The following is a 19428-nucleotide window of genomic DNA, read 5'->3' as shown; positions in this document are numbered from 1 at the left end:
CAGTTGGGAGCACAGATGGCACGCCGTACCCGCAGCAGACGGTCTCTGGGAGCCGCCGCGCTGACCGCCCTGGCCACCGGGGCCGCCCTGCTGAGCGTCCCCGCTCAGGCACAGGCCGACGCCGCCGTCACCGTGACGCCGGACCCCTCGTACCAGCAGCAGAAGTTCGAGGGCTGGGGCACCAGCCTGGTCTGGTTCGCCAACGCCACCGGCGACTACCCGCCGGCGATCCGCGAGAAGCTCGCGAAGCTCCTCTTCGGCGACGACGGCCTCGCGCTGAACATCGCCCGGTACAACATCGGCGGCGGCAACGCGCCCGACGTGAAGGACTACCTGCGCGCCGGCGGCGCGGTCGAGGGCTGGTGGAAGGCGCCCGCGGGCACCACTCGTACCGACACCGACTGGTGGAACGCGGACGACCCGGCGGACTGGAACAAGGACGCCGACGCCACCCAGCGGTGGTGGGTGAACCGCATCAGGCACGACATCGACCACTGGGAGACGTTCAGCAACTCCCCGCCGTGGTTCATGACGGAGAGCGGTTACGTCTCCGGCGGGTTCAACGCCACCACCGATCAGCTGAAGGCCGACTCGGTCGACGACTTCGCCGCGTACCTCGCGGGCGCGACGAAGCGTCTCGAGAAGGCCGAGGGCATCAAGGTCGACACGATCGACCCGTTCAACGAGCCCAACACCGGCTATTGGAGCACTCGTCTGGGCTCGGACGGCGAGCCGGTCGGCGGCCGGCAGGAGGGCGCTCACATCGGGCCCGAACTCCAGCAGAAGGTGCTCGCCGCGCTGCCGTCCGCGCTGAGGAAGGCGAAGGTCAAGGCGGACATCTCGGCGATGGACGAGACCAACCCGAGCATCTTCGCCAACAACTGGAACTCCTATTCACAGGCGTCCAAGGACGCCGTCGGGCAGATGAACGTCCACACCTACGGCACCGGGCAGCGCACCACCGTGCGTGACCTCGCCAAGGCGGCCGACAAGCCGCTGTGGATGAGTGAGGTCGAGGGCGACTGGGGCGACGGGCAGAGCTTCACCGACATGCGCCCGGGGCTCGGCCTGGCCCAGCAGATCGTCAACGATCTGCGCGAACTGGAGCCCACGGCCTGGGTGTTCTGGCAGCCGGTCGAGGACTACGACAACATGAAGCCGGGCGGCGAGTCCGCCAAGGGCGGCAACTGGGGCTCCATCCAGCTCCCGTTCAGCTGCACCGAGGCGGACACCCTCCAGTCCTGCCCGGTCTACACGAACACCAAGTTCGACACCGCGCGCAACTTCACGCACTTCATCAAGCCCGGCGACAAGCTGATCAAGGTGGACGACACCTCCAGCGCCGCCGCCGTGACCAAGGACGGCAAGGGCGTCTCGCTCGTCCACGTGAACTCCACCACCGCGGCCCGCACGGTCACCATCGACCTGTCGAAGTTCCGCACGGTCAAGGGCAACGCGACCGTCACCCCGACCGTGACCAGCGCCGACGGCAAGCTCCAGCAGCAGGCCCCGGTCGAGGTCGTCGACGGCAGGGCCACTTACACCGTGCCCGCCCAGTCCGTGACCTCCTTCGCCGTGCAGGGCGTCTCGGGCGTCGCGAAGGACGCGGGCCTGTTCACCAAGGGGCACTCCTACACGCTGACCGGTGTGCAGAGCGGCAAGGCGGTGACCGTCGCGGCGAACGGGACCAACCTGGTCATCGGTTCGGCCAACGGCACGGTCGCGCAGGAGTGGCAGCTCGACGCCCGCCACGGCAAGACCGGCAACCGTCAGCGGTACGTGTTCGCCAACCCGGCCGAGGGCAAGCGACTCGCCGTCCGCGACAACGTGCCGGTCGTCGAGCCGGACACCGGGGAGCGGGACCCCGCCACCGAGTGGATCATGTCGACCACCGGTGACGGCACCTGGACGCTCGTCAACGTGGCGACCGGACGCCTCCTCGAAGTCGGCGGCCAGGCCACCAACGAGGGCGCGGCCGTGACGACCTGGACCGCCAACTCCGGTTCCAACCAGCGCTGGAGGGTCACCGACGTGACCCCGTGAGAGGCCGTCCGCCTGTCCCGCCGACGGACCCTGCCCGAGGCGCGCCGCTCCGCCGACCTGCGGCGGGGCGGCGGAGACCAGGCGCCGTCAGGCTGCCGTGCGCCGGGCGAAGGAGCGGGCGCGGGCCAGGCGGGCGGGGTCGAACGCGTCGGTGGCCCCGGCGCCCTGGGCGCCGCCGAGCCCGGCGTTCCATTCCTGGATCTTCCGGGCCACGCCCTTCACCTTGGGGTGGCCCGGTGCGAGGGCGATCTCCAGGTGGGACTCCTTGGGCACCGTGAAGTCGCCGCCCCAGGCCACCACACCGTCCAGTTCGGCCAGGACGTCGCGGATCACGGTCAGCTCGTGCGGGTAGAAGCCGCCCCGGGCGTTCAGCGGGTAGGCCAGGGGCCTGATCTCCAGCGCCGTGCCGGACAGGTAGTTCGACTCGAACGCCTCCCGCACGCGGTGCGAGGCCCGGTGCCCGAGGACGTCACCAGGCCGAAGCTGGTCGATCTCGTAGTGGAAACGCCGGGCGACGTGCAGCAGGATGATCGCCGGGGCACCGCCGGCCAGGCGCACCGGCCGGCCGCTGCCCTCGATCACGTGGGACTGCGCCTCGGCCGAGGTGAGGACCCGCCAGCCGTTGGCCGAGCGGCTGCCGCGCCAGGCGGCCGCCCCGCCCGGCGCATTCGCCGGGACCGCGGCGGCGGGCGTCGCGCCCAGCATCCCCAGGCCGGCGGCCCCGGTCAGTGCGGTGGTGGCGCCCAGCAGGTGACGCCTGGTCAGCTCGTTCACGGTGTGCCTCTCTTGGTGCGTCGGTGGAGGACGGCGAGCCATACGGAGAACGCCAGGCAGACCACGGCCAGAACGGGCAGGACGACCAGGGCGGGGTTCACCCAGCCCGGCACCAGGTCGTAGCCGGCGTGGCACCTGTCGTGGAGCGGGAACCACTGCGTGTACTCGTCGAAGTGCGTCCTGCGGTAGGCGTCGTCGTAGACCTGACCGGCCCTGTGACACGCCTCCTCCGGGTCGAAGCCCCCTGCGGCCACAGAGCCGGCAAGGTACGTGACGCCCGTTGCCGCCATGAGCAGCAGTGCGGCGCCGAGGAACCAGCCGGCACCGGGCCACCACCGTCCGGTGACGCGCGCCCGGCCCCACACCCACAGGCCGGATCCGCCCAACAGCACGAGTGACAGCAGCACGCTGAACAAACCCATCTGCTAACTGTGCACGCTCTTCCCGGTGGCCCGTGCCGCAGCCCGCTTCGCGGCCTGCTCCTGGTAGGCCTCCAGGTTCCGGCGGTACTGCGCGGCCCGGCTGTTCTCCAGACCGATCAGGGCGAGCTGCCGGTCGGTGAAGCCCTGGCAGAACTCGTCGAACTTGGCCTGGCCGCCCGGCAGCAGGACGTAGTCGCCCGGCAGGACCGCGCCGGCTGCCGTGATCAGCGCGAACCGAGCCGGGCTGATCTTGGAGTCGGCAGCGCCGAAGAGCAGGCGGCCGCAGGACGACGTGCTGTTGCCGGCCGTCTGCCAGCGCCGGTCGAAGTGGGCACGGAAGCGGGTCAGCCCGCCTCCGTCGTTGTACTGGGAGGTCACCCAGTCCACGATGTCGCCGCCCGCCGCCACGTGCTTGGCCAGCAGGTAGCCGTCGACGTCCTCGATCATGTCGGTGAAGGAGAAGCTGGAGACCGTGCCCGGGACGGCCAGCTTGGCCTGGCAGAAGGCGCCCGGCGAGGCGTACTGCTCTTCGGAGTTCCGCCAGTCCGCCCAGAAGGTCATGATGTCGCCGCCCCAGCCGGCGACGTCGCCACCGGTCGCGTCACCCTTGTCGTCCGGGTCGGAGGCGACCAGGAAGCCGTTGGCGGTGGCCATCAGGTGGGCGGCGTCCAGGTTGTAGCCGGTGACGGGGTCCGTGAACGAGTAGGAGTCCGGAACGCCCGCGCCGCGGCTGTCGCAGTACTCGACGAAGTCGCCGTCGTACGCCCCGGCCAGCCACCACCAGGTCAGGCCCTGGTACTTGCGGTGGCGGATGTGCTCCATCACCAGCCGGCTCGCGTCGGTTCCGACGTCGTTCGCGGCCTTGTAGGCGACGGCGAGGTCGTAGACGCGCTGCACGTAGGCGATGAAGGAGTCCGCGGGGCCGGCCGAGCTGTTCACCGACCCCACCGCGGGTTCGGCGTACGTGCCGCGGCGCCACACGTCCCGGTCCAGGTCGAAGGTGTCGGAGCCGTTGACGACCTGGAACTCCTTGATCTGGTTCATCGCCCAGTTCGACGGCAGCGGGTAGCCGAGGTTCCCGGAGAAGCCCCAGGACATGCCGGAGACGAAGGAGAACCGTGCTCCGGTCCTCTTGGTGACGTTGGCGCAGACGTTGCGGGAACCGTAGACACCGTGGAAGTACTTCTTGCCGCGGCTCGCCAGACCGGCCACCACTCCGTTGAAGTAGGCGATGACGCCCACGGGCTGCCCGTCGATCTCCCACTGCTGGGCGTCGTAGTCCACCGCGAAATAGATCGTGGTGCCCCGGTCGAAGCCGTATCCGGACGCCAGGTCGTGGGCGTTGAGGGCGTGCTGGTAGCCCTGGCCGTAGGTGAAGTCGGACAACTGGCGGGCATTGTCCTGGTAGATGGGGAAGACCCGCAGTCCCGCGTCGAAGATGGTCTGCAGCTCGCCCGGTTTGATCTCCTTGTCCAGGTCGGAGCCCGGCGGGTCGTACAGGTAGCGGCCGACGACGCGGTAGCCGTTGTCGTACATCCAGCGGGCCCTGGAGGCGGTGATCTCGAAGCGGGTGTCCGAACCGGTGGCCGTCCGGTCGGCGTTGCCCATCGACACCAGCAGCTGCGCCCAGGTGTCGTACTCGCCCACCCCGTAGGACGCGTCACCTTGGCTGTACAGCTGCGAGAATTCCTGGAAGATCTCGACGAACTCGCGGGTCTTGTCGTCGAAGGTGCTCTTGAAGGTGGTCCGGACCTCCGAGTCGTCCAGGCCGCGCAGGATCACCGGCTCGTTGAACACGCAGGCGGCCGTGAAGAGTTCGACGAAGATGCCGGAGTCACCCTGCCGCACGGTGTGCTGCCGCAGACCGGCCTGGGTGCCGGGCCCGAAGTTCCCGTTGGGCTCCAGCCCGAGCTCGTACTGCAAGCCGATCATCAAGGACTTCTGCACGTCCCGGGAGTAGATGCCGTCGGCCGGGCCGATGCTGTACGCGCTGCGCTGCCAGTACCGGCCGTTGAGCCACTGCTGGATGACGCGGATCTTGTCGGTGCCTCCGGCCACGACGACGTAAGCGTCCATGTTGAGGATGCACTTGGCGATCGTGGCGTTGATCGTGCCGTCGCCCTCGGGTATCCCCATGTTGGCGCGCAGGTCCTTGACCGCCTCCCGGGTGACACCGGTGAACCAGCCGTAGCTGTCGGGCTCGACTCCCCAGTAGCCCTTGCAGAACAGGCCGTGCTCGAGGATCGCGACGATGTTGCGGTTCACGTCCCATCCGAAGCCGATCTCACCGAGAGCGGCGAACCGGGACATGGTGGTCGGCCCGAAACTGGCCACCACGGGAGAGATACCCAGTTCGTGCTGGAGTCCCATGATCAGGGAGTACATGGTGGACCAGCCGGTACGGCCGTCCTCGGGGCAGGGTTGATAGCCGGTGACACTTCCATAGGTGGCGTTGACCCACTGCTGGGCTTCCAGAACCTTCGCGTCCGCCATCGTCCAGCCTTCACGTCGTGGGGAGACAGGCCGGATCGGAGCCGGCCTCTGGCCTGGGGCGACCTTAGAGGCGCGCTCTCTCGCGCCACTCTCCATGGGGCCGAACCGGGCTGCCTGCACGACCTGCCCCGCGCCTCGGGCGCGGGCCCGCGCGGTGACAGACGATGCGGCCTCCGAAGCCGGGCGGAGCCGCCGCGCAGAGGGGCGCGGCGGTGCCGGGGCGGAACGCGCCTGGGAGGCGGCGGTCAGGTGGTGTACTCGGAGTTGAGCCGCACGTACCCCTCGGTGAGGTCGCAGCCGTACACGGTGAACTCTCCGTCTGCGATGCCCAGGTCGATGCCGATGACGACCTCGTCGTTCTCCTTGAGGTAGGTGGCGACGGACGCTCGGCGATCGTCCTCGTCGGGTCCGGGCGGGTAGACGCCGATGCCGCCGAAGCGGACGGCGACGTTCTCCGGGAGGATGTCCAGGTCGTCCTGGCACTTGCCGACGGCCATCACGACCCGGCCCCAGTTCGGGTCGGCGCCGTGCACGGCGGTCTTGACCAGGGGCGAGTTGACCACGGTCTTGCCGACCCGCTTCGCCTGGGCCACGTCGCGCGCACCGGCCACCTCGACCTGGATCAGCTTCGAGGCCCCTTCGCCGTCGGAGGCGATCATCTTCACCAGGCCGAGGGCGACGCTGTGCAGCGCCTGCTCGAACTCCTCGACTCCGACGGGGCCGGCGAGGCCGTTCGCGAAGATCGCGGCGGTGTCGGAGGTCGAGGTGTCGGTGTCGATGGAGACGGCGTTGAAGGTGGTGTCCATGACCCGCCGGAACACCGCGTCCAGCGTCTCCCCGTCCAGGAGGGCGTCGGTGGCGAAGAACGTCAGCAGCGTCGCCATGTCCGGCTCGAGCATGCCGACGCCCTTGGCGATTCCGGTGAGGGTGGCCTCGCCGATCCGGGCGGTGAGGCACTTGGGGCGAGTGTCCGTGGTCATGATCGCCCGCGCGGCCGTCCCCAGATCCGCCTCTCCCGGCGGGGGCCAGGCGAGGTTGTCGAGGTGGGTGGTGATCTGCTTCATGGGGTACTGGCGGCCGATCACCCCGGTGGATGCGATCAGCAGTTCCTCGGGTGCGATGCCCAAGGCATGGGCCGCGCGGTCCCGGACCTCGGCGGCGTTGCGCTCCCCCTCGTCGCCGGTCGCGACGTTGGCGTTGCGTGCGATGACGACCACGCCGCGCGCCGTGCCGTCGGCCGCGGCCGCGCGCGAGAGGTGGACGGACGGGCCGGCGAACCGGGACCGGGTGAACACCGCCGCCGTCCGGGCGGGAACCTGCGAGGCGATGATGCACAGGTCGTCGCGCCCGTCGCCCAGCATGCCGACGGGCGCGGTGTGAACGATGTACCCCCGGGGAACCTGTCCCTGCATGAAGTTACAACCTCCAGAATGAATATGCAGCATATCCGAACGAGAGGCCGGAGCGACCGCCCCGGCCATCACGCCCTTTCGTACCAGACGAGGAGCACCCCGCGCCGCAGAACCAGTCGGCGGAACCGCGCGCCACGGGACCGGTCAGCCGGCCGCCTCCTCCTCCACGACCGACAGCACGGCGTAGTCGTACATGCCGTAGACCGGGGACATCGTGACATTGGCCGCCCTCTTCCCCCTGAACAGCACGGACTTCACGAACATGTAGGGGCACATGACGGCCTCGTCCATGGCGGCGCGGTCCACCGCCGTCCAGATGTCCGCACGCTCCTTCTCGTCGAGCGTCCGCGCCCCGGTGTCGAGGAGCGCGTCGATGGACTCACAGGCCAGTTCGCCGAGGTTCTGGTTGCCCGTCTCCTTGATCGCCCGGGAGTCCGCGATCTGTTGCAGGAAGCCGTAGCCGTCCGGGAAGTCCGCGGCCCACCCGAACATCACGATCCCGATGCCATGCTCGCGGACGTACGCCGGGACCCCCACCGCCTTGGTGAAGTAGTCGCCGGAGCCGAACGGAACCAGGTCGGCGCGGATGCCCACGCGGGCGAGGCCCTCGGCGAGGGCCACCGCGGCGTTCCACTCCTTGCGGCGGTCCGTACGGGCGGCGATCCGGGTGGCGAAACCCTCGGGGAGGCCCGCGAGTTCCAGCTCGCGGCGAGCCGCTGCCACGTCGCCGGTGCCGTCCGGGCCGACCGGGTAGCGGTCGAAGGGCACATGGCCCGCCATGGACGGCGGCAGCAGCGAGGTGGCGATCTCGCCGGCGTGCTCGCCGCCGTAGGCGGCGAGCATCGCGGCCTTGTCGGTCGCCAGCTGCACGGCGCGGCGGGCGTGGACGTTCGCGAGCGGTCCGATGTGCTGATTGATGCAGTACAGCCACACGAATCCGGTGCGGGGGTTGTCCACGCCGCTCCTCAGCCCCGGATCGGCCAGCAGCCGCGCCTGCGTCTCGGGCTGCACGCCGACTCCGGCGAGGTCGATGTCCGCGAGGCCGTCGAGCAGCAGGCGGTCCACCTCCGGTCCGCTCACCCCGAGCCGCACCGTGATCCGGTCCGGCAGGGCGGTGCGGACGGGGTCGGTGTCGGCCCGCCAGTACTCGTTGCGCTCCAGTTCCAGAGCCTCGCCCGGTGCGTAGAGCGCGATGCGGTACGGGCCGGAGGAGACGGGGTGCAGCCGGTAGTCGGGGAAGGTGTCGCACCCCCGCGGCACCGCGATGGTCGCGGGCAGCGAGGCGATGCGGTCGAAGGCGGCGAAGGGCTCGTTCAGCCGGAAGACGACCGTGCGGTCGTCCGGCGCCTGCACGCCCGCCGGGCCGGCCAGGTACTGCCGGAAGTAGGCGGGTCCGCCCCGGGCGGCGGGTCTGCCGTAGACGTGCTCGGGAAAGGCGGCGCGCAGAACGGCGTAGCGCACGTCGTGAGCGGTGACGGGGGTGCCGTCCTCGAACCGCACGCCCTCGCGGATGCGGTAGGTCCAGGTACGGCCGCCGTCGCGGACCTCGCCGAGCGCCTCCGCGAGGTCGGGGACGAGCCGGGGGCCGCCGTCCTCGCCGGTGGTGCAGCCGACCAGCGGACGGCCGAAAAGGCGGATGAAGTTCCAGGTGTAGGCGTAGTAGGTGTCGGCGGGATCGAGGGAGTCGAAGTCGTCCGTGCGGACGAACCTGAGCGTTCCGCCCCTGCGGGCGGAGGGGTTCACGATTGCGCGTGATGCGGCGTCGAAGACCACGGGGATGCCAGCGCCTCTCTCGTCGGACGGGTCTCGCTAGGGATCCGGGACAGGCCTCCGGGCCGGCAAAGGCCCCGTGGCATGCGCCCCGGTCTGCACGGCGGGCGGCGGGTCATCCGCGCCCGGCGGGCACCGTGGCGCCGATCACCCACATCAGGCGCGCTCCGATGCGCCGGTAGCCGAACTCGGAGTTGATGCGCAGCATGTGCACGTTCTCCTCCGCGTTCCAGGTGTCCACGTGCGTCAGCCGCGGCTCACCGGCCCGGCACACGGCCAGGTTGTGCGCCTTCACCAGGCGCCCGAGGCCGCGGCCGCGGTAGGCGCGGTCGACGACGGTGACGGCCTGAAGCGCGTTGTCGGGATTGGTCCGGGTCATGGACAGCCCCGTCCAGGCCACCATGCGCCCGGTGCCGTCGTCGACGACGCCGCATTGGTAGGCGCGGCGGCGGCGGGCCGCGCGCATGCGCTCGAAGTCCCGGATGCGGGAGACCGCCGCAGGTTGTGGTTCCCGGTCGAGCCCGCCGGTGGGGGCGTCCGCGGACAGCGCGGCCTCCAGCCGCGCGGCATCCGCCACGAGGTCGCCGGGGACGGTCGACGCCCAGAAGCGGAGCCGTAGCGGCCCGCGGACCGGCTCCGGGCGGGGCGCCTGCCCGACGTCCAGCCGCAGGTGGTGCTGGACCGACACCAGGCGGGCGCCGATCCGGTCCGCGAACCGTTGCGCGGAGGCGGCGGTCTGCTCGCCGGAGGCGTGGGCGGCATCGGCGGCGTCGGCGACGAGCAGCACCCGGAAGCAGTCGTGGGCCTCGGCCCGGCGGCGGGCGAACGCGGCGAGCCGCCCGCCCCATCCGCGCCCGCGCCCGGCGGGGTGGACCAGGAAGACGGCGGCGGTCGCGGTGCCGGTGTTCTCCTCCTGCGGGAACTCCAGGCGCGCGCAGGCCACGCATTCCCCGCCGTCGTAGACCGCCCACTCCTCCACCTCGGTGGCTGGCGGGCGGACCGCGAGCGAGCCCTCGAAGTCCGCGAAACAGGGGCGGGGCAGGTGGGGCGTGTCGGCCGCGTGCGCCGCGACGCGGAGCGCGTGCACGTCCTCGATCACGCGTCCTGCGGCGCCGTCGACGCGGGTGAAGGCGGGCGTCATCGCGCCAGTCCCATCGCCTGGACGTCGTACAGCCCGAAGGCCGGGTGCACATACACGTTGGTGAGGTCGGGATGGCGGTGGTGCAGAGTGCGGTCGTGCGCCATGGGGAGGATGACGGCCCGGTCCATCACCGTCGCCTCGACCCGTCGCCAGATCCGCCGCCGCTCGGCGGCATCGGGACACGACTGCGCCTCGTCGATGAGCCGCTCGACCGCCGGATCGTCGAGCTCGGCGAAGTTGAAGTTGCCGCCGCCGTGCCTGATCTGTCTTCCGTCGACCAGCGGGGCGAGAAAGCCGTATTCGGTGGGGTAGTCCGCGCCCCAGTCGGTGATGCCGAGGCCGAGGCCCAGCCGACGCACCGTGCCGGGGTGGCCGAGGCCGCTGCGGTAGTACGAGGCGGTGTCCAGCACCTCCACTCGGGCGCGGATGCCGACCCGGGCCAGTCCCATGGCGAGGGTGCGGGCGACGAGTTCGAACTTGCCCGGTTGCGTGGCGATGGCGGTCTCGAAGCCGTCCGGGATTCCCGCGGCGGCCAGTTCCGCGCGGGCGGCGGCCAGGTCGCCCGTCAGGTCCGCCCCGGAGGGGTAGCGGTCGCCGCCGCTGTGGGAGGGCAGGTTCGGCGGGATCAGGCCGGTGGCGAGCGAACCGCCGACCCCGTCCCCGCCGCGGGCCTCCAGCAGCGCCGCCTTGTCCGCGGCGTAGAACACGGCGCGCCGGGCGTGCAGGTCGTCCAGTGGCGGCACGCTGGTCTGTACGGTGACGTACTGCAGGAAACCGGTGGCGGGGTTGTCGGACCGGGACCGCAGCACGGGATCGGCGAGGATCACGTCGCGCGCCGCATGCTGGATGCCCCTGCCCTCGACGTCCACGTGGAAATCCCCGGCCAGCAGGCGCCGGTCCAGTTCGTCGACCTCGACTCCGAAGGCCGCGGTGAGGGCGTCCGGCAGGGCGCGCCGCACCGGGTCCGTCGCCCCGTCCCATTCGGCGTTGCGGACGAGGTGGAGGGAGCGGCCGGGCACGTACCGCCGAATGCGGTAGGGGCCGGAGCAGACCGGTGCGCCGCCGTACGCCGCACCGGAGTCCCGGTGCGCGGGTACGGGTGCGGTGTTGGGCTGCGCCATCAGGTAGTCGAAGTCGGCGAACGGCCGCTTCAGCCGAAAGCGGAGGGTGCGGTCGTCGGGGCACTCGACGGCCCTGCACCGCCCGCCCTTGTAGGGGCCGGGGTAACCGCCGTGGTCGAGCAGGTCGATGAGGTAGGTGGGCCCGCCGGGCAGCAGGTCCTGGGCGAACACCCGCTCGACGGCGTGGGCGATGTCCCGGGCACCCACCTCCTCCCCGGTCTCGAACCTCACACCACCGCGGATCCGGTACGTCCAGGTGAGCCCGCCGTCCGAGACCTCGCCCGGCTCGCACGCCAGGTCGGGTACGACGGCGGGAGTGCGGGGGTCGGTACCGAAGGCCATGAGCGTGCGGTGCATGGTCCGCTGGAGCAGCCACGACCACACGTAGTACGTGCGGGCCGGGTCGAGCGAGTCCACGTCCGCCGAGGCCACCATGGCCAGCGTTCCGCCGCGCCGGTCGGAGGGATCGGCCACAGCACCGACGGCGGCGTTCCAGCCGGGCATCAGCCGAGCTCCTTGACGTACAGGTACTGCGTCGACAGGGCGCACCCGCGGGAGACCTTGGCGTCCGTCGAACCGATGCCGTAGTGGACGGTCTTCACTCCGTGCCGGCCGGCGTGGTCGGCGAGCGTGTAGTACAGCAGCTCGTAGTAGAGCGGGAGCGCGCCCTGCGCGGCGTAGTCGAAGCCGGCCCGGTGCGCGAACCAGTCGCCGCCGTGTGCGAGGACCAGCCCGAAGCCGACGATCCGTCCGTCCAGGACGGCCTTGGACACCAGCGCCCGGTCGCCCAGCCGCTCGGCGGCGGCGTACAGCACGGCCTCGGAGCGCCGGGGATCCCAGCCGGTCATGCCGTACTTGGCGAAGAGCTGCGTCTCCAGGGCCGCCAGGCGCGGGACCTCCGCGGGGTCCAGGGGCTCCAGGCCGATGACGGCGTCCGACGCCTCGATACGCCGGCGTTCCGCGCGGACTCTTCGGGAGCGCCTCGAGGGAAGCGCCATCGCGTAGTCCATGAACCCCTCACCGGGCAGGGTGAGGGTGGCGAACTCGCCGGACACGTGGGAGGTGTAGCCGCGCTCGCGCAGGACCTCCCGCTGGAGCCGGTCGGAGGCGTCGACGTACGGGAAGCAGACCGAGCGGCACCCGTGCAGCGCGGCGGTCCGCTCGGCCTGCTCCACGAGGCGGTGTGCGCTCTGCGCGGTCGCGTCCGGGTGGAGCAACAGCCGGGTCCGGCCGAGGTGGCGGCCGCCGCACATCATCGAGGGCATGAGGCGGTCCGGGTCGCCGAAGCCCGCGAGGACGTCGCCGGCGCCGGTCATGCCCTCCCGCGCGCAGTGCCGGATCAGCAGGTCGGTGCGGCCCAGCGCCCAGGGCGACCCACGGTCGGCCAGCACCATCGCCAGGGCCGCCACGAGGCGCGCATCCTCGGTCGCGGTCAGGTAGCCCATCCACGCTCCCGCGGAGTCCTGCAGGACGCGCATCCAGTCGGGCGTGAGGAAGAAGTCCTCGCCGCCGACGAGCGCGGCCCAGCCGGCCGCGCGCGCCTCCTCGGGCGTCCGCCACTGGTCGATCACCATCCCATCGGTCACGTCGGGAGTGTCGCCCGCCGCGGTCTCCGACCGCTCTCGAAGTGGTCCCCGCCACCGGCGATACCCGCCCGAGAGATCCATGAGAGGACACCGCCCCAGGGTGTGCACAGATTCCCCGTCGCCGTGCGAACAGGAGATCCCAGCAGCCATGTCCCGTGTATCCACTGGTCCGAGCGCGCAGCCCACGACCGCGCATGCCCTCCTCAAGAGACTGACAGAACACGGCATCGAAAAGGTGTTCGGCGTCGTCGGCCGCGAGGCGGCCTCGATATTGTTCGACGAGCAGGACGGCATCGAGTTCGTGCTGACCCGGCACGAGTTCACCGCCGGCGTCGCGGCCGACGTGCTGGCCCGCATCAGCGGCCGGCCGCAGGCGTGCTGGGCGACGCTGGGCCCCGGCATGACCAATCTGACCACGGGCATGGCGACCAGTGCCCTGGACCGCTCCCCCGTCATCGCGATGGCGGCCCAGTCCGAGTCGCACGACATCTTCCCGAACGACACCCACCAGTGCCTTGACCTGGTCAAGATCGCCGAGCCGATCTCGAAGTACGCGGCCGAGCTGCAGCGCCCCCGGGAGATCACCGACCTGGTCGACTCGGCGGTGGTCTCGGCGATGACCGAACCGGTGGGCCCCTCCTTCCTCAGTCTCCCGGTGGACCTGCTCGGCTCCTCCGAGGGGATCGACCTCGCGGCCGACCACGGCCCGGCCGGCACGCCGGCCAAGCCGATCACGGCGGTCCAGCCGGGCTGGGAGCGCAGGGCGGACGAGGCGGTGGCCCTGGTGCGCGAGGCCGCCCGCCCGGTGTTCGTCGTCGGCGCGTCCGCCATCCGCTCCGGTGCCGTCCCCGCCGTCCGTGCCCTCGCGGAGCGGCTGAACATTCCCGTGATCACCACGTACATCGCCAAGGGCGTCCTGCCGCAGGGACACGAACTGAACTACGGCGCCGTCACCGGGTACATGGACGGAATCCTGTCGTTCCCCGCGCTGGAGACACTGTTCGGGCCGGCCGATCTCGTGCTGACCCTGGGCTACGACTACGCCGAGGACCTCAGGCCGTCGATGTGGGAGCGGGGCCCGGCCAAGAAGACCGTCCGCGTCTCCCCGACCGCCAACCCCGTTCCGCGGATCTACCGCCCGACGGTGGACGTGGTCACGGACGTCCTGGCGTTCGTCGAGCACCTGGACGCCGGCACCGGCGGCCTCCAGGCGAAGGACCGCCACGACATCGCACCGCTGCGGGAGCGGATCGCCGAGTTCCTGTCCGACCCGGAGCAGTACACCGACGGCATGCGCGTGCACCAGGTCATCGACTCCATGAACACCGTCCTGGCCGACATCGCCGCCCCGGGCGAGGGAACGATCGTCTCGGACATCGGCTTCTTCCGCCACTACGGCGTGCTGTTCGCCCGCGCCGACCAACCGTACGGGTTCCTCACCTCCGCCGGCTGCTCCAGCTTCGGTTACGGCATCGCCGCCGCGATCGGCGCGCAGCTGGCCCGGCCCGGCCAGCCCACCTTCCTGATCGCCGGCGACGGCGGCTTCCACTCCAACAGCGCCGACCTGGAGACCGTCGCCCGTCTCGGCCTGCCGATCGTCATGGTCGTGGTGAACAACGACACCAACGGCCTGATCGAGCTCTACCAGAACATCGGGCACCAGCGCAGCCACGCCCCCGCGATCAAGTTCACCGGCGTCGACTTCGTCCAGCTCGCGCAGGCCAACGGCGTCGACGGGACCAAGGCGACGACCCGCGACGAGCTGCTCGCGGCGCTGCGCAAAGGCATCGAACTGGGCCGCCCGTACCTGATCGAGGTCCCCGTCGCCTACGACTTCACCGCCGGCGGCTTCGGGGCGCTGAAGATCTGACATGACCGACACCGACCTCCCCGCCGCCTTCGGCTTCCTGGCCTCTGCCCACACCGGCAGAGGGCGGGCGGCCCCTTCGGCGGCCTTCGCGACGCGCGGCCGGCACACCCTGGTCGGGGAACGGCTGCGCCTGCAGAGCGTGGACGCCACACTCGTCCACCCGGGCGCCGACGCCTCCCGGGCGCACTCCCGCGGCGCGGACGTGTTCGCGCTGATCGCCGGAGAGATCTACAACCGCGACGAGATCCACGCCACCCTCGGCACGCGCGCCGAAGTGTCGGACGCCGAGCTGCTGCTCGGCCTGTTCGAGAAGTACGGGGTGCATGCGTTCCGGCTGCTCAACGGCCGGTACGCGGCGCTGCTCGCGGCGGGCGACCGAGTGCTGGCCGTCACCGACCACGCCGGTTCGGTGCCGCTGTACGTGCGGGCGGTCCCGGGGAACGTGCTGGCCGCGACCGAGGCCAAGGTGCTCGCTGCGCACACCTCCGCGGGGCGCGGCGCCCCGCTCGACGGGGTACGCCGGCTCCCGGGGCTCCACCAGGTGCCGGCCGGTGCGGTGCTGGACATCCGCACCGACACCGGGGCGGTGGGCGTCCACCGCACCTGGATGCCGCCCGTCCACCGGCTCCTGGTCAGCGAGGACGAGGCCGTGAACCTGGTGCGTACGGCACTGGAGCGGGCCGTGGTCAGGCGCCTTCCCCCCGTCGGCCGGCCGCTGGTGGTGCTCTCGGGAGGCATCGACTCGTCCGGTGTCGCGGCCCTGTCGAACAGCGCGGCCCCGCAAGGGATCGACACGCTGTCGATGGGGACCACCGCGTCGGACGAGTTCCCGCAGGCCCGGCTGGTGGCCGGGCACCTGCGCTCCGCGCACCGGGAGATCACGATTCCCGTCGGCGAACTGCTGGCGCAACTGCCGCACACCGTCCATGCGGCGGAGACCACGGACCCGGAGATCATCGAGTACCTGCTGCCGCTGACCGCGCTGTACCGGCGGCTGGACGGACCGGGGCGCAGGGTCCTCACCGGGTACGGCGCGGACATCCCGCTGGGCGGAATGCACCGGGAGGATCGCCTGCCCGAGCTGGACGCCGCGGTGGTGCTGGACATGGACACCTTCGACGGGCTCAACGAGATGAGCCCGGTGCTCTCGGCCATGAACGGCCATTGGTCCACGCACCCTTACTGGGACCGGGAGGTGCTGGACCTGCTGACCTCGCTGGAGGCAGGGCTCAAGCGCCGCCGCGGGCGGGACAAGTGGGTGCTGCGCACCGCGATGGCCGACCTGCTGCCCGCCGAGACCGTGAACCGGCCCAAGCTCGGTGTCCACGAGGGCTCGGGGACGTCGTCCGGCTTCTCCGCACTGCTCCTGCGCTCCGGGGTCGCGGAGCCGGACGTGCCCGCCGTGAAGGCCCGGGTGGTTCAGGAGCTGTTCGACCGGACCGTGGCCGGCGGCGTGCACCCGGACGACATCGCGGTGGACGAGGTCGTCGAGAGTGCCGCGGCGGGGGTGGCGGCATGAGCGGATACGAGCAGTTCCGGGGCAAGCGGCTCGCCCTGGTCGAGTCCATGCTGCACGACGCCTTCTACAACGGCATCCACCGCGCCCGGCACTTCGGCTGCGAGGTGTGGCTGCTGGTGCGGGGAGAGGAGTGGTACACCGGAGGGCGCCCGCTGTCCGAGCACCCGCTGGGCAGGGTCGACCGGGTCCTCCAGGTGGACACCCACGACTGGCGCGCGGTGGCCGACGCCCTCACCGACGCGGACGGCAAGCCGGTGGTGGACGGCGTCCTGTCGTTCTCCGACTACCACACCGAGGTCACCGCGCGGGTCGCGGAGAGCCTGGGCCTGCCGACGCAGGGACTGGCGGCGGTGCGTGCCGCCAACCACAAGCACCTGCTGCGGGAAGCCCTGGGGGACGATCCGTCGAACGTGAGGTGGCGGCTGGTGACCCGCCGACAGGAACTGGACGCCGCCATCGACCACGTGGGGCTGCCGCTGATCGCCAAACCGCCCTCGGAGGCGATCTCCTTCGGCGTCCGCAGGTGCACCACCCGGGACCAGGCCCTCGACGCGTGGCGGGAGCTGTCCGCGGTCCGGGCCTCGCTGCGCGGCCAGCCACGTCCCGGGCACGTGCTCCTGGAGGAGTACGTGCTGGGCACCGAGGTCAGTGTGGAGTCGATGACGGCCGACGGGGTGACGCACTTCTTCGGCGCCACCTCCAAGACCCTGCACAAGGACACGATGCTGGAGGAGGCCCACTCCTTCCCGCTCGCCCTGGACGCCGACGTCTGGGACGAGGTGCGCGCGTGCGTGGACCGTGCGCTGCGTGCGATCTCGTACCGTCAGGGCCCGGCGCACACCGAGGTGATGGTCACCGAGGACGGTCCGCGCATCATCGAGGTCAACCCGCGGCTGCCCGCCCACATGATCTCGACCATGGTGACCGACGTGTGCGGCACGGATCCGCACCTGGACGCCAAGCTGCTCGCCCTCGGGGCCGGGCACGTGCCGCACCGCGGGCCCGGTGACGGGGCCGTGGGCGGCGCCGCGGTGGTCGTGCTCTTCCCCGACGAGCCGGGCGAGTTCACGGGCATCGACGGAATCCGGGGGACCGACGGGACCGGCGGCGCCGGCGGAGAACCGGACCACGGGGTGTCGGTACACCTGCACCACGAGCCGGGGGACCTGGTCGCCACCCGGCTGGACAACTCCGCCTCCGTCGGCTTCGTGTACGCGCGGGCGCACTCCGCCGAGGCGGCCCTCGACGAGGCCCGCCGGGCGGCGGGCCGCATCCGCATCCACACCCGGCAGGAGGCGCCGTGAGCGATCAGGTCGACTCGCACATCTCTCCGCGCTACGCGCAGATTCCCACGTTCATGCGGCTGTCCCACGACCCGGCTCCGGTCGGGAAGGACGTCGTGGTCATCGGCGCCCCCTACGACGGCGGGACCAGCTACCGCCCCGGGGCCCGCTTCGGGCCACGGCAGATCCGGTGCGAGTCCGGCCTGATCCACGGGGTCGGCATCGACCGCGGCCCCGGGGTCTTCGACCTCATCTCCGTGGTCGACGGCGGGGACATCGATCTGACGCCCTTCAACCAGCACATCGCCATCGCCACCGCGCAGGACCGCCTCTCGCGCCTGCTGGCCGACAACGGCGCCTTCCTCATGCTCGGCGGGGACCACTCGCTCACGCTCTCCGCGCTGCGGGCCGTCCACACCAAGCACGGTCCGGTGGCGGTGCTGCACCTGGACGCCCACTCGGACACCAACCCGGCCATGATCGGAGGCGAGTTCCACCACGGGACGCCGTTCCGGCACGCCATCGACGAGGGCCTCGTCCAGGCCGACGCCATGGTCCAGCTCGGCATCCGCGGCCACAACCCGAAACCCGACAGCCTGGACTACGCACGCGGACACGGGGTGCGCGTGGTCACCGCGGACGAGTTCGCCGAGCTGGGCACCGCGCGGGCGGCGGACCTGATCCGGGCGAGGATCGGGGACCGACCGGTCTACGTCTCCGTGGACATCGACGTCGTCGACCCCGCCTTCGCCCCCGGCACCGGGACACCCGCCCCGGGCGGGCTCACCAGCCGGGAGGTGCTCGCGCTGCTGCGCACGGTCGGCGACCTCGCCCCCGTCGGATTCGACGTCATGGAGGTCTCCCCGCTGTACGACCACGCCGGGATCACCTGCGTCCTGGCCACCGAGATCGGCGCGGAGCTGCTGTACCAGTACGCCCGCGCACACCGGAAGAAGGAGGAGGAGTAGTGGCGACTTTGGACGTCACCCGGCACCGGAAGGATCTGCTGCCGCTCGCGGCGCAGCTGCCCGCGGTGCCCCGCCGGGACCTCTACGGGTTCTTGGAAGATGCGCACAAGCTGTCCCAGCAACTCCCGTACGAGATCAGCGACACGCTGGACGCCTTCAACCAGGGCGGCAACGAGGACGGTCACCTGCTGTTGCGCGGGCTCCCGGTCGAAGCGGACGAGGACCTGCCCGCCACACCGTCCGCCACGCCGGCCCCCGTCGACCGCGAGCGGCTGAACATGGAGGCGTTCCTCGCGGTCGTCGGCCGTCGGCTCGGACTGCACACGGGCTACGCGGAGCTGCGGTCGGGCAGCGTCTACCACGACGTGTACCCGTCGCCGGGCGCGCACCATCTGTCCTCGGAGACCAGCGAGACGCTGCTGGAGTTCCACACCGAGATGGCCTACCACACGCTCCAGCCCAACTACGTCCTGCTGGCCTGTTCCAGGGCCGACCACGAGCGCCGGGCACACACCCTCGTCGCCTCGGTGCGCAAGGCGATCCGTCTGCTGGACGAGGAGACGATCGACCGGCTCTACGACGTCAAGCAGCCGTGCGAGGTGGATGTGGCGTTCCGCGGCGGCGTAGAGGACCCCGGCGCGATAGCCAACGTCAAGCCGCTCTACGGCCCGAAGGACGACCCCTTGCTCGGCTACGACCGCGAACTGCTCAAGCCGCACGAGGGGACCGACGCCGAGGCCGTGGCGAAGCTGTCCGCGTCCTTGGACGAGGTCACCGAGAGCGTCGCCCTGGAACCGGGCGATCTACTGATCGTCGACAACTTCCGCACCACGCATGCCCGTACGCCCTTCTCGCCCCGCTGGGACGGCAAGGACCGCTGGCTGCACCGCGTCTACATCCGCACCAACTCCTACGGGCAGCTCCCGACGGGTGGTGAACGCGCCGGCGACGTGGTCACCTTCACTCCGCGCCGGTGACCGCCCCCTGACGCCCCGCAGCTCCCGCGCCCAGGTGGGCGGGAGCTGC

General features: G+C 71.3%; 14 protein-coding genes. 6 read left to right on the top strand and 8 right to left on the bottom strand.

The genetic code is table 11. From position 1 onward, the window contains the following. Positions 1 to 15: 15 nt before the first annotated feature. Entirely contained in the window at positions 16 to 2043 is a 2028-nt protein-coding gene (locus ABT057_RS32340) for a glycoside hydrolase (protein ID WP_352347194.1), read from the top strand. 87 nt (positions 2044 to 2130) lie between these two features. Here the strand turns inward: ABT057_RS32340 and ABT057_RS32335 are convergent, their stop codons facing one another. The 8 genes from ABT057_RS32335 to ABT057_RS32300 all read right to left on the bottom strand — a co-directional run bounded on the left by ABT057_RS32335 (position 2131) and on the right by ABT057_RS32300 (position 12762). Then, positions 2131 to 2817, bottom strand: coding sequence for a hypothetical protein (locus ABT057_RS32335; RefSeq protein ID WP_352347193.1), 687 nt, complete (start codon positions 2815 to 2817; stop codon positions 2131 to 2133). Continuing rightward, a complete protein-coding gene (locus tag ABT057_RS32330; protein ID WP_352347192.1) occupies positions 2814 to 3239 on the bottom strand; it encodes a hypothetical protein in 426 nt (141 codons plus the stop codon). Before ABT057_RS32330 ends, ABT057_RS32335 begins: the two co-directional genes overlap by 4 nt. Before the next feature lie 3 nt (positions 3240 to 3242). Further along, positions 3243 to 5732, bottom strand: a complete 2490-nt coding sequence (locus ABT057_RS32325) for a glycoside hydrolase domain-containing protein (RefSeq protein WP_352347191.1) — start codon at positions 5730 to 5732, stop codon at positions 3243 to 3245. A gap of 245 nt (positions 5733 to 5977) precedes the next feature. After that, entirely contained in the window at positions 5978 to 7144 is a 1167-nt protein-coding gene (gene argJ / locus ABT057_RS32320) for a bifunctional glutamate N-acetyltransferase/amino-acid acetyltransferase ArgJ (RefSeq protein WP_352347190.1), read from the bottom strand. Positions 7145 to 7288: 144 nt separating this feature from the next. After that, on the bottom strand, positions 7289 to 8887 hold the full coding sequence (locus tag ABT057_RS32315; RefSeq protein ID WP_352347189.1) for an ABC transporter substrate-binding protein: 1599 nt from the start codon (positions 8885 to 8887) through the stop codon (positions 7289 to 7291). A 142-nt stretch (positions 8888 to 9029) separates the two neighbouring features. Next, complete coding sequence (locus tag ABT057_RS32310) at positions 9030 to 10055, bottom strand: GNAT family N-acetyltransferase (protein WP_352347188.1); 1026 nt, start codon at positions 10053 to 10055, stop codon at positions 9030 to 9032. After that, on the bottom strand, positions 10052 to 11680 hold the full coding sequence (locus tag ABT057_RS32305) for an ABC transporter substrate-binding protein (RefSeq protein ID WP_352347187.1): 1629 nt from the start codon (positions 11678 to 11680) through the stop codon (positions 10052 to 10054). The genes ABT057_RS32310 and ABT057_RS32305 overlap by 4 nt, the downstream gene beginning before the upstream one ends. Continuing rightward, positions 11680 to 12762 (bottom strand): GNAT family N-acetyltransferase, encoded by a 1083-nt coding sequence (locus ABT057_RS32300; RefSeq protein ID WP_352347186.1) that lies wholly within the window; start codon positions 12760 to 12762, stop codon positions 11680 to 11682. The genes ABT057_RS32305 and ABT057_RS32300 overlap by 1 nt, the downstream gene beginning before the upstream one ends. 148 nt (positions 12763 to 12910) lie before the next feature. On the opposite strand from ABT057_RS32300, the gene ABT057_RS32295 reads away from it, so the two are divergent. The 5 genes from ABT057_RS32295 to cs1 are packed head-to-tail and all read left to right on the top strand — an operon-like array spanning position 12911 to position 19379. Then, the gene (locus ABT057_RS32295; RefSeq protein WP_352347185.1) at positions 12911 to 14632 is read left to right on the top strand and encodes a thiamine pyrophosphate-binding protein; all 1722 of its coding nucleotides are present in this window, start codon (positions 12911 to 12913) and stop codon (positions 14630 to 14632) included. A 1-nt stretch (position 14633) separates the two neighbouring features. Further along, positions 14634 to 16151: an asparagine synthase-related protein gene (locus tag ABT057_RS32290; RefSeq protein WP_352347184.1), complete on the top strand. Its 1518-nt coding sequence runs from the start codon at positions 14634 to 14636 to the stop codon at positions 16149 to 16151. Beyond that, positions 16148 to 17455, top strand: a complete 1308-nt coding sequence (locus tag ABT057_RS32285) for an ATP-grasp domain-containing protein (protein WP_352347183.1) — start codon at positions 16148 to 16150, stop codon at positions 17453 to 17455. Before ABT057_RS32290 ends, ABT057_RS32285 begins: the two co-directional genes overlap by 4 nt. A 53-nt stretch (positions 17456 to 17508) precedes the next feature. After that, complete coding sequence (gene speB, locus ABT057_RS32280; RefSeq protein ID WP_352347216.1) at positions 17509 to 18402, top strand: agmatinase; 894 nt, start codon at positions 17509 to 17511, stop codon at positions 18400 to 18402. Further along, positions 18402 to 19379, top strand: a complete 978-nt coding sequence (gene cs1 / locus ABT057_RS32275; RefSeq protein ID WP_352347182.1) for a clavaminate synthase Cs1 — start codon at positions 18402 to 18404, stop codon at positions 19377 to 19379. Before speB ends, cs1 begins: the two co-directional genes overlap by 1 nt. The last annotated feature ends 49 nt before the right edge of the window (positions 19380 to 19428 follow it).

This window comes from Streptomyces sp. NPDC002588 (assembly GCF_040295925.1).
Taxonomy (GTDB): domain Bacteria; phylum Actinomycetota; class Actinomycetes; order Streptomycetales; family Streptomycetaceae; genus Streptomyces.
This window is presented reverse-complemented; position numbering and strand designations above follow the sequence as displayed.